At 66.5% G+C, this 9,854-nt stretch carries 11 protein-coding genes and 1 pseudogene; 4 read left to right on the forward strand and 8 right to left on the reverse strand.

All coding sequences use genetic code 11. The annotated features are described in order from the left end of the window. Window positions 1-339: 339 nt before the first annotated feature. From ACWD0F_RS48395 to ACWD0F_RS48410, 4 genes and pseudogenes are all read right to left on the reverse strand, one after another. The gene (locus ACWD0F_RS48395) at window positions 340-1,332 is read right to left on the reverse strand and encodes an ISL3 family transposase (protein WP_449889378.1); all 993 of its coding nucleotides are present in this window, start codon (window positions 1,330-1,332) and stop codon (window positions 340-342) included. Beyond that, window positions 1,269-1,757 carry a transposase family protein gene (locus ACWD0F_RS48400; protein WP_449889380.1) on the reverse strand — a complete coding sequence of 163 codons (489 nt, stop codon included), beginning with the start codon at window positions 1,755-1,757 and terminating at the stop codon, window positions 1,269-1,271. Before ACWD0F_RS48400 ends, ACWD0F_RS48395 begins: the two co-directional genes overlap by 64 nt. A 153-nt stretch (window positions 1,758-1,910) precedes the next feature. Next, window positions 1,911-2,089, reverse strand: a pseudogene (locus tag ACWD0F_RS48405) (IS30 family transposase); the annotation flags it as partial. 127 nt (window positions 2,090-2,216) lie between these two features. Then, entirely contained in the window at window positions 2,217-2,513 is a 297-nt protein-coding gene (locus ACWD0F_RS48410) for a group II intron maturase-specific domain-containing protein (protein WP_449889382.1), read from the reverse strand. A gap of 162 nt (window positions 2,514-2,675) precedes the next feature. On the opposite strand from ACWD0F_RS48410, the gene ACWD0F_RS48415 reads away from it, so the two are divergent. Beyond that, on the forward strand, window positions 2,676-3,338 hold the full coding sequence (locus tag ACWD0F_RS48415) for a TetR/AcrR family transcriptional regulator (RefSeq protein WP_449889384.1): 663 nt from the start codon (window positions 2,676-2,678) through the stop codon (window positions 3,336-3,338). A gap of 64 nt (window positions 3,339-3,402) precedes the next feature. On the opposite strand, the gene rarD is transcribed toward ACWD0F_RS48415, so the two are convergent. Further along, window positions 3,403-4,452: an EamA family transporter RarD gene (gene rarD / locus ACWD0F_RS48420; RefSeq protein ID WP_449889386.1), complete on the reverse strand. Its 1,050-nt coding sequence runs from the start codon at window positions 4,450-4,452 to the stop codon at window positions 3,403-3,405. Continuing rightward, the gene (locus ACWD0F_RS48425) at window positions 4,412-6,100 is read right to left on the reverse strand and encodes a DUF885 domain-containing protein (RefSeq protein WP_449889388.1); all 1,689 of its coding nucleotides are present in this window, start codon (window positions 6,098-6,100) and stop codon (window positions 4,412-4,414) included. The genes rarD and ACWD0F_RS48425 overlap by 41 nt, the downstream gene beginning before the upstream one ends. Before the next feature lie 126 nt (window positions 6,101-6,226). On the opposite strand from ACWD0F_RS48425, the gene ACWD0F_RS48430 reads away from it, so the two are divergent. Continuing rightward, window positions 6,227-7,072, forward strand: coding sequence for a LysR substrate-binding domain-containing protein (locus ACWD0F_RS48430; RefSeq protein ID WP_449889390.1), 846 nt, complete (start codon window positions 6,227-6,229; stop codon window positions 7,070-7,072). A gap of 141 nt (window positions 7,073-7,213) precedes the next feature. Here the strand turns inward: ACWD0F_RS48430 and ACWD0F_RS48435 are convergent, their stop codons facing one another. Both ACWD0F_RS48435 and sigJ read right to left on the reverse strand, forming a co-directional pair. Next, window positions 7,214-7,402 carry a hypothetical protein gene (locus tag ACWD0F_RS48435; RefSeq protein WP_449889392.1) on the reverse strand — a complete coding sequence of 63 codons (189 nt, stop codon included), beginning with the start codon at window positions 7,400-7,402 and terminating at the stop codon, window positions 7,214-7,216. A gap of 39 nt (window positions 7,403-7,441) precedes the next feature. Then, entirely contained in the window at window positions 7,442-8,524 is a 1,083-nt protein-coding gene (gene sigJ, locus ACWD0F_RS48440) for an RNA polymerase sigma factor SigJ (RefSeq protein WP_449889393.1), read from the reverse strand. 6 nt (window positions 8,525-8,530) lie between these two features. On the opposite strand from sigJ, the gene wrbA reads away from it, so the two are divergent. Both wrbA and ACWD0F_RS48450 read left to right on the forward strand, forming a co-directional pair. Then, window positions 8,531-9,139 (forward strand): NAD(P)H:quinone oxidoreductase, encoded by a 609-nt coding sequence (gene wrbA, locus ACWD0F_RS48445; protein ID WP_449889395.1) that lies wholly within the window; start codon window positions 8,531-8,533, stop codon window positions 9,137-9,139. Window positions 9,140-9,291: 152 nt separating this feature from the next. Continuing rightward, window positions 9,292-9,705: a YybH family protein gene (locus tag ACWD0F_RS48450; RefSeq protein WP_449889396.1), complete on the forward strand. Its 414-nt coding sequence runs from the start codon at window positions 9,292-9,294 to the stop codon at window positions 9,703-9,705. Window positions 9,706-9,854 lie beyond the last annotated feature (149 nt).

Genomic DNA, 9,854 nt, shown 5'->3' on the forward strand with positions numbered 1-9,854 from the left:
CTGGGTGTGAAGCAGTCATTGTCACGGGGAGCAAGCCATTCGTGCCTCGATACGTACTATCTCCTTGCGGGCGAGGCGCCAGTCCTCGTTCACAACAACAACTGCATTCATGGTTCGGTTGCCTATCAAGATTTGGCGATGAAGGGCGCCCACGTCCACATCGGAAAAGTGAAGTTCGAGTTTTTCCGAACGATAAGGGCGCACAGGGTCGAATACTCCAACCATGGTGGTGGGCTTCCGTAGTATTGGGAACGATTGCGAGTAGCGTATGAACAAACGAAGCTTGATGGCCTTAGTGGTCCTGGCTCTTTGCAGGAGCCGTTCTGGTCTGTGGACGGATCATTGATGGAGCAGGGCATCGCGCCCACCCCAACGAAGTCGGATCGCTATAGCAAACCCGGGACTTTGGCTCCGATCGGTATGGAGGTTGTGAAACCCTCGGGGTGCCCGGAGATCAGCGGCCCATAATTCTCCTCGTCTCGCTTCGGTGGACGCGGCTTGTCCTGTTCGAGCGATGCTGGGGACGGGCCATTCACCTTCGGAAGTGCCCTCGCTCTTGGCGTTGGTGATTCCGGTGAGCAGGAACGCCTCGATCTCGTTCCACCAGGAGGCGACGGTCTGGGCGAGCGTGACGAGCTCGGGCAGGTAGGGATGGTCGACGCACCAGGTGTAGAAGGCGTGCAGGCGGTGGGCGATCGTCGAGCGGGTGGGGTTGGTGCGGGCCAGGGCGAGCAGGTGTCGCAGTTTCTCCTTGGCGTGCCAGCCGGCCAGGATGTGTCGGCCGTAGGTTCCGATCCTGGTCAGGTCGCGTTCCAGGATGGCGATCTGCTCGTCGGTGAGGTCTTCGCGGTTGGAGCGCAGCAGCCGCCGGTGGTCGTATTCGGGGTCTCCCGTTCGGCCGCGACGCTCACGCATCTTCCAGGTCAGGCGGCGGCGCAGGTCGGCGAGCTTGCCGTTGGCCAGCTGCACGAGGTGGAAGTGGTCGACCACGATGGTGGTGTGGGGCAGGGCGGCGCGGACCGCGCAGCGGAAGGTCTGGCACATGTCGATCGCCACGTGGGTGACCGCTGTTCGCCATGCCTCGGGGCGGGCGTTCAACCAGGCCGCCACTGAGGTGGAGAGGCGGCCTTCGACCTGGCCGAGCAGTCCCTGGCCGGTAGCGAGGTCGGTGAAGCCGACATGCCAGCGGTCCGCGACCAGCCGGTATTTCCCGGTGCTGGGTTCTTGCGCCCAGCGGGGGCGGCCGCGGCGGATCTCGTCGATGCCGATCACGGGGGTGGGTGCGGGTTGGTCGGGCAGTACCTCGGTGGCGTAGGCGTGTAGTTCGCGCATGGCGATGGCCAGGAGAGGCGGTGGTCGCGGGCGGCTTGGGTGATGGTGCGGCCGCCGTCGGCGATCGCGCGTCCGCAGGCGCGGCGCAGCCGGGCGGTCGTCCGCATCTCGGCGCTGACCTGGGGGATCTGCTCGGTGAACGAGCCTCGCGGGCACAGCGGTTCGCGGCAGCTCCACCGGAATTTGTGCCACAGCAGGGTGAACGGGGAGCCGCCTGTGCACAGGTCCCGTGGCCGGGTAGCCACCCGTTCCTTGGCGGTGATGGAGAAGACGCCGCAGGCCGGGCAGGCACGGGCAGATTCGTCGGCGGTGACGATGTGGACGATCCGGTGGCCGTCGTGGTCGCGCTCGACCTTGACCACGTGCAGGCCTTCCAGATCAAGCAGCAGTGTCGCCTCGGCGGAGGTCTCGATAGAGTTGTGCACGCCCGTGGTTCCTTTGGGGGTTGACTGCGTAGAGAACAGTCATGATCCACAAGAACCACGGGTTTCGCATGTCCGGGTCAGAGGTCCCCATCAACCGTCACGTACGGTGACCTTCCAGCGCGAGTCGGCCGACCGTTTCCCGATCAAGATCGGAGACCCCTGATCCCAGGTCAGGGAGCGCTTGAGATGGGCGGACAGCGTGGCCATGGTCTCCACCAGGGCGTCGCGCATGCGTTCGGCGCTGCGGTCGATGGGCAGGTGGTGAGCATCACGTAGCGGGTGGTGCGCTTGGCCAGGGTGCCGATGGCCGAGGTGCCGTTTTTGCCGATGATGTAGGGGTCGGACCGGGGCGCGGTTCCGGGATTTCTCCGGGCCCGTTTCCCCGGCCCGCCCTCCGCACCGGACAAGCGGTCTCCGCGCATCCGGCGCTCCACGGGCTCCCGTGTCAGCTGGCGGCTGTCACCTCCAAGATGCTCGTTGATGGTGTCGGGATGTGGTTCGCGCGCCACCGGTAACGAGGGACCTCGACCTGCATGGTGTCGAAGATGACGATCTCGTTCTTCGCTGGTGGTTGCCTGGCCTGCCGGTCGGGAAGCGTCGGTGGAGCTTCTTCCAGGTGATCGCGAGGTGTCGTTTGCGCAGCCGTGCCGCAACCCGTCGCCAGGCGTAGACGTCGAGGTAGTGGACGGTCGCTTTGGAGACCCCGTGCCGGAAGTAGGCGCACCATCCCCGCAGCCCTCCTGTCGCTCCGGTCATGGCATCAGTGCCGGCCGGCCCTGGCAGAGATACCTCGTGCCAAGGTCGGCCGGACGAAGCGTGACAACACCCGGGCGCCCCAGGTGGTCAAACGCCGACGCATCGAGTGCTAGAAGGTCCATGCGTGAGCAATAGCGAACGCTTGTGCGCTAATCTTGATTGATGAGTCCTCGCCGATCAAATGCAGAGGCCGCCGCCACCCGTGGGCGGATCGTCGACGCGGCCGTCGCGATCGCGGGTATCGACGGATTTGAGGCCCTGACCATTGGGCGCCTGGCGCAGGAGCTCGATATGAGCAAGGCCGGCGTGGTCGGGCCCTTCGGTTCCAAGCAGGCGCTTCAGGAAGCTGCTTTCCAGTCCGCGGTGGTTCGATTCAATCGGCACGTGCTCGGCGGCCTCCAAGATGCGCCACCGGGGCTGGAGCGGCTCGCGCGACTGTGCCGGGCATGGATCGACTACCTGACCGGCGATGAGATATCAGTCGGGGGATGCCTGCTCACCACCGCCGCCGGAGAGTATGACGCCCGCCCAGGCCGTCTGCATGACTTGGTCGTCACGATGTCTCGGTTGTGGCGGAACACGCTTGTCACCGAGATCCGCGGCGCCGCCGAGACCGGTGGTCTGCCGGCGTCCACCGACGCGGCGCAACTGGCCTTCGAATTGGAGGGAATCGCGCTGGTCACCAACCAGGCGGTCCAACTTCACCAGGACCGGGAGGCGGCCGCTCGAGCCCACCTCGCCATCGACCGTTTGCTGGGCTGCTTCTCGGACTCCGACGGCGCTGGCATGACCTCCCAGGGGCCGTCCGCCGCAGCACCCAGTTGAACTGCCCGCCAACGTGCGTGTCCGTGCGGGGCGTCGGACACGCACGTTGGCGGAGACGTGGGCTTCACAGCTTGCTTGACCGCTGAACCGGCTGGAGGTTTTCACGGGACGGATGGGACAGGCGTGCTTGACGGAGGCTGTCCACGGTGAGGATCACCAAGGCGAGCCAGACAATGGCGAATCCCAGCCAGCGACTGGGAGGCATGGCCTCCTGGGCAATGAGCACGCCGCAGAGGAACTGCAGGACAGGAGCGATGTACTGCAGAAGCCCGAGGGTGCTCAGCGGGACCCTGATCGCACTCGCGGTGAAGCACAGGAGCGGTGCCGCGGTGACGATGCCGGCGCCCGCCAGCAGCAAGGCGTGTGCGAGTCCGTGGTGGCCGAACGTCGAGGAGCCCTGCTGGCTGAGGAAGAAGAGGTAAACCGCGGCAGGCGCGAGGAGGACCAGGGTTTCGACGGCGAGACTCTCTACCGCGCCCACCTTCGCCTGCTTCTTGACCAGGCCGTAGAGGGCGAACGTGAACGCCAGGCAGAGTGCGATCCACGGCGGGCTGCCGTAGTCGATGGCCAGCAGGACCACGGCCAGCCCGCCGAGACCGACGGCGATCCACTGCGAGCGGCGCAACCGCTCTTTCAGAATGATCACCCCGAAGGACACGCTCACCAGGGGGTTGATGAAGTAGCCGAGCGAGCCTTCCACCACGTGATCGGTGTTGACCGCGTAGATGTAGGTGACCCAGTTCACCGAGATGATCAGAGCGCCCGTGGCCAGCAGGAGCAGTTTTCTGGGTTGGCGCAGTAACTCGCCTGCCCACTGCCAGCCGCTTCGGCGGATCATCAGGATCGCGGCCACGACGAACAGCGACCATACGATGCGGTGCGCGAGGATCTCGACGGCGCCGGAGGGTTTGAGCAGGGGCCAGTACAGCGGGTAGATGCCCCACACGACGTACGCGGCGGCTCCGTACAGCGTTCCGCGTCGGATATCGGTCACGAGGGCATCGCCTTCCTGGATCGATCGGAGGTGCGTTGGCAGGGGGCCTTGATCAATGCTTCTGCGGACCGGAATGACCTCATGGCCGGTCGTCGTCGTATGCGCCGAGCATCGCGCCACTCAGGATGCTCAGGCCGATGCTGCCGAGGTCCAGCGCGTCGCGGTGAAAGGACGTGAGGTCGAACGCGGCGCCGTCGCGGGTCCGGACCGCATCTCGCAGGAGCAGCCAGCTTCGCTCGCCGAGCTTGTACGAGGAGGCCTGGGCCGGGAGACCAAGATAGCGATCGATCTCGAACCGCACCCGTTCCTCGCTCTTGATGGAGTGGTTGCTCAGCAGGCGGATAGCCTTGCCGTACGTCCATGATCCGCCGCCGACCTCGGCCGGAGCCGGCAGCCCGCAATGGAAGCCGACGTCGATGACGACGCGCACGGCTCGGAAGGCCTGGCTGGCCAGCATGCCCATGCGGTCGCCTGGGTCGTCGAGAAAGCCCAGCTCGGCCATCAAGCGCTCGGCATACAAGGCCCAACCCTCGCCGTGCCCGTCGACCCAGGCCGCCAGCCGGCGCCAGCGGTTCAGCTGATCACGCCGATACGCCGTCTGCCCGACTTGAAGATGGTGTCCGGGCACGCCTTCGTGATAAACGGTGCTCAGCTCCCGCCAGGTGGCGAACTCGGTCGCGCCCGGCGACACCCCCCACCACACGCGCCCTGGCCGGGAGAGGTCCTCGCTGGGCCCCGTGTAATAGATCCCGCCGCCGGTCGGGACGACGATGCACTCCACGTCGCGAACGGCCCTGGGCACGTCGAAATGCTTGTCGGCCAGCGCGGCGACCGCCTCCTCACAGGTGCGCTGCATCCAGGCGCGGAGGGCGTCGGTTCCGGTCAGCCGACGTGACGGATCGGTGTCCAGGAAGCGCATCGCTTCCTGGACGGAGCTTCCCGGTAGGATCCGTTCGGCGATCTCGGCCATCTCCTCGCTGATCCGGCGAAGTTCGCTCTGGCCCCAGGCGTAGGTGTCCTCGATGTCGATGGTCGTCCCGAGACTGGAGCGTGCGAATCGGGCGTACCTGTCCCGTCCCACCCCTGCCACATCGACGGCCCTTCCCGCCAACTCCTCGGCCAGGAAGTCCGCCAGCTGCGCGTACGCGCCCCTGGCGGCCTGGGCGCCGCGCTCCACATCCTTCAGCGCCGAGCGTGGCATTCCTTGTGCCTTCGTCGCGAGGGTGGCGAAGAAGCCATCGTCGGCGTACGTGGCGGTACACTGTGCGATGCCCACGTTGACCTGGTGACGCGCGATCGGGTCTCCTCGGTGGACGGCGTACCGTAGCGACGCGATGTATCCGTCCACCGCCGCCGGCACCTGGGCGAGCCGGACCGCCACGGTGGCCCAGTCCTCGACCGTCTCGGTCGGCATCAGCTCGAAGGCCAACCGGACTTTTTGCAGAGGGCTGTTCAGGTTGTTCAGGTGGGATTCCTCGGCGCCGGTCTCCCTGAGACCTTCGGCCGCCTCGAGTCGCTCCCGCAGTGCGGCCGCCGTGATGCGATCGGCCCTGTCCCTCGGGGCGGCGCCATCGAGCGCTGTCAACACCCGGCGCCGCAGGGTTGATATCTCGGAGAGTCCGTCCGGCGAAAGGTTCGGCAGCCGAGTCTGGTGCTCGGTGATGCCGAGCTCGGTGGCCATGATCGGATCGAGTGCGATGTGATCCGCAAGGTACCCCTCCGCGAGATCATCGATAGGCGTGCTCGCCCGCGTGCGGCCGTCCGTCATCGCCGCTCTCCCCGTTCCATATCCCCCGGCTTGCGCCGGCCGCGTGTCGCCGATGGCGTCACGCTAGGGCATGTATCAGTACCAAAGGAACTGGCATTATTCGTAGATGAGCCATAATGAATACTTATGGCTAACGATCTGGACGTCACGTTACTCAGGGCATTTGTCACCACGATCAGGGCCGGCAGCATCAGCCGGGCGGCGACCGTCCTGCGGCATACCCAGCCCGGTGTCAGTCAGCAGCTACGCCGTCTGGAGCGTGTGGTCGGTCTGCCGTTGCTCCACCGGACGCCCTCGGGAGTCTCACCGACCAAAGCCGGGGAGGCGCTGCTGCCGTACGCCGAGCGGATCATCGCCTTGTCCGCGCAGGCCCTGGCCAGCACGTCCAAGGCCCTCACCGGACACTGCGGGATCGGGATCCTGGAGGATCTGGCGGTCGCGCGCCTGCCACAGTTGCTCGCGGATTTCGCGCGCCTGCACCCCGAGGTCACGCTTGAGGTCATGATCCTTTCGGGCCCGCTGATGCGCGAGGCTTTCGAGAACGGCCGCATCCTCCTCGCACTGGGCGACGTCGGCTACTTGGTCGAGTCGCCCCGCTGGTCGGTACGGCACCCGCTCGTGTGGGTGACGGGTCAGGGGGTCGACCTGATGGCCGACCCCCTGCCTCTGGTGCTGTTCTCACAACCCTGCCGCTGGCGGACCTCGCTCTTGGAGGCGCTCGATGAGGCAGGCCGGAGTTGGCGCGTGGCTTTCGAGAGCACAGGGCTTGCCGGCGTACGCGCCGCGGTCAGCGCAGGGCTTGGCGTGAGCGCCTTCTTGCCGGCGAACGTCGACCCCGACCTGACGATCGTGTCGTCTCCGCAGGTTCTGCCGCCACTGCCGGACGTCGAGATCGGCCTCGTACGCCGTCCTGGCACGGAAGGCGACCCACTGGTCGATGCGATCGACTCGGCGTTGAAGGCGATGATTTGAGGGAGCGGCCGTCGATGGTGCGCGATGTGCGCCGGGCCCGCACCTCCCGGCCCTCGGATGGTACCCACCATGATCAATTCACCCAGCGCCGCGGCGTACTCCTCACGTTTCACGATGCGGCGCTTCGGGTGAGGAGGGCGTTCACGACGCTTGCCTTCTGTTCAGGCCGGACAGCTGCCAGGCCAGGCGGTTGCGGACGGCGGGGATGCGGCCGGCCAGCCCGAGGATGAGGTTGCGCAGCACGCGGTAAGGATGCGCGGAGATGGCATCGGCGTCGCCGACGTCGATCAGGCGGATCCGGGTGTTCGACCTGCTGCTGCCTCCAGGCATCGACAGGCGTCAGCGGACCCGGTGGTGTGGAGGTGCGTGTCAACTCGTCGTCCAAGGCCGGAGCTTGTCGGGGTTGAGTACAGCCCAGATGTGCTGGATCCGGTCGTCTGCGACGTCGAACGCCAGCACCGTCACGGTGACGCCGTGGTGCTGAGTTACCAGACCGGGCTGGCCGTTTACCGTGCGCTCCTGGATTGTCACGTCAAGTGCCGCACCGGCCTGATCGGTGAAGAAGTGTGCGATCTGCTCGGCGCCTTCGATCGGGTGGAGTTCGGCGCTGGCTAGTCCGCCGCCGTCGCCGGTCGCCGTGGCATCGGGATCGAGGAGGCCGATGAGGGCGTCGATGTCCTTGGCCTCCCAGGCCCGCTTGAAGGCTCTGACGATGTCGGCGCGCTGGGCTGCCGGGGTCGCGGAAGCCTGCGACGCGCGGATGCGGCGGCGGGCCGAGGTGGCGAGTTGGCGGCAGGCCGCCGGCGTGCGGCCGACGATCCGGGCCACTTCGACGAACGTGTAGCTGAAGACGTCGTGCAGGATGAACGCGACGCGCTCGGCCGGCGTCATCGCGTCGAGCACGACGAGGAAGGCCATGTTGACCGACTCGTCGAGGGTGACCCGGTCCGCCGGGTCGGCCATGGCGCCGCCCGTCCGCCCGCCGTCCCACTCGGTCCGGTCGGGCAGCGGCTCGGGGATCCATTCGCCCACGTAGCGTTCCCGCCGGGCGCGTGCCGAGCCGAGCAGGTCGAGGCAGATGCGGCTGGCGACGGTCCTCAGCCAGCCGCCGGGCGCGTCGATGGCCGCTTGCTGCCGCGGGGTCATGGCGTACCAGCGGGCGTAGGTCTCCTGCACGACGTCGTCGGCGTCGGCCAGCGAGCCGAGGAGCCGGTAGGTGAGATTGATCAGCTGGCGCCGCTCGCTCATGATCGCGCTCAGGCCCAGATCATCCGGGCCGCGTTCTGGCCCTGACGAGTCGGATGGGTCGGTCATGGTGTCGCCAGCTCCCTCGGTCGCTCTGCTCTCATCCAGTCTCGACGAGACATCGCGCCGAAGTGTGAGGTCGGCGCGTCGCCTCACACTTCGCGGGGCTGTTTCGTCGTACCCGGCAGCACGCACGAGGAAGGACAATCGATCATGGAACCCGTGAACGTCGCGATCATCTACTACAGTGCCACCGGCACGGTGCACGCCTTGGCCCAAGCCGCCGCGGAGGGCGCGGAGAAAGCCGGCGCGCACGTGCGAGTGCGCAGGGTCGCCGAACTGGCCCCACCGGAGGCGATCAGCGCCAATCCGGCCTGGGCCCAGCACCTCCAGGATGTCGCCGACGTCCCCGAGGCCGGTCACGACGATCTGGTCTGGGCCGACGCGGTGCTGTTCGGCACCCCCACCCGCTTCGGCAACCCGGCCGGCCAGCTCAGGCAGTTCATCGACACCACCGGTCCCCTGTGGTTCCAAGGCAAGCTGGCGGGCAAGGTGTACTCGGCTTTCACCGCCTCCAACACCGCCCACGGCGGCCAGGAATCCACCCTCCTGGCACTGGGGAACACGTTCTACCACTGGGGCGGCATCATCGTGCCGCCCGGCTACACCGATCCCATCCAGTTCCAGTCAGGTAACCCCTACGGCACCTCCCACGTGGCGGGCGATGGCCCGCCCAGCGAGGTGGCCTTACAGGCGGCCCGGCACCAGGCCCGCCGCGTCGTCGACACCGCGGCCGCGCTCAAGGCCGGCCGCGCCGCCTGATCCGCTATGGAACACCAACGGGACTGTACGGCGCAGACCACGACGGATCGTGACAGCTCACATGCGAGGGACTGCGTCGTCGGACTACTGAGACCACGGGGGCCGTCGCCAGGCGAACTGGTTGCGGTAAGACTTCTTGCGCGGAGGATGCGATGACCTCGAACGATTCCGAGATTAGGGCGCTCTTGGACAGTCGAGTCGATGCCTGCCAGGCAAAGGACATTAATCGACTCATGTCACTCTATTCTTCCGACATCGTCTATTACGATGTTGTTCCCCCTCTTCAGTTCATGGGATCCGATGAGGTCCGCCGCAACTTCTTGCGGTGGTTCGATGAATACGATGGCCCCATCGACCTGGAAACGCACGAGCTGAACGTCGCGGTGAGCGGGGATATCGCGTTCGTGCACATGCTTCACTTGGACAGCGGAAGGCGCAAAACCGGCGCGCCCGAGGGCGCGGTATGGCTGCGATCGACCGTCTGTTGCTGGCGGTCGAGTGGCAAGTGGTTGATAACGCACGAACACATCTCGCTGCCGATGGGCTGGGCGGAGGTTTCCGTCTGATCGTCCTTATCCGGGCGGGGCACTATGCCCGGTTCGCCCACGGTCGGGGCTTCCCCCAAGGCCAGGTAGTTAAGGCTTTCGCGGTGCCGTCAAGACGTGGTTCTCAGGACATGAGGACGGAGATCCAGTAAAACGGTGATCTTCCACAA

Source organism: Nonomuraea sp. NPDC002799, assembly GCF_053592075.1.

Coding starts and splice junctions, on each gene's coding strand:
- ACWD0F_RS48395 (WP_449889378.1), bottom strand. CDS start 1,332: ATGCGCGAACTACACGCCTACGCCACCGAGGTACTGCCCGACCAACCC.
- ACWD0F_RS48410 (WP_449889382.1), bottom strand. CDS start 2,513: ATGACCGGAGCGACAGGAGGGCTGCGGGGATGGTGCGCCTACTTCCGG.
- ACWD0F_RS48415 (WP_449889384.1), top strand. CDS start 2,676: ATGAGTCCTCGCCGATCAAATGCAGAGGCCGCCGCCACCCGTGGGCGG.
- ACWD0F_RS48425 (WP_449889388.1), bottom strand. CDS start 6,100: ATGACGGACGGCCGCACGCGGGCGAGCACGCCTATCGATGATCTCGCG.
- ACWD0F_RS48430 (WP_449889390.1), top strand. CDS start 6,227: ATGGCTAACGATCTGGACGTCACGTTACTCAGGGCATTTGTCACCACG.
- ACWD0F_RS48435 (WP_449889392.1), bottom strand. CDS start 7,402: ATGCCTGGAGGCAGCAGCAGGTCGAACACCCGGATCCGCCTGATCGAC.
- wrbA (WP_449889395.1), top strand. CDS start 8,531: ATGGAACCCGTGAACGTCGCGATCATCTACTACAGTGCCACCGGCACG.
- ACWD0F_RS48450 (WP_449889396.1), top strand. CDS start 9,292: ATGACCTCGAACGATTCCGAGATTAGGGCGCTCTTGGACAGTCGAGTC.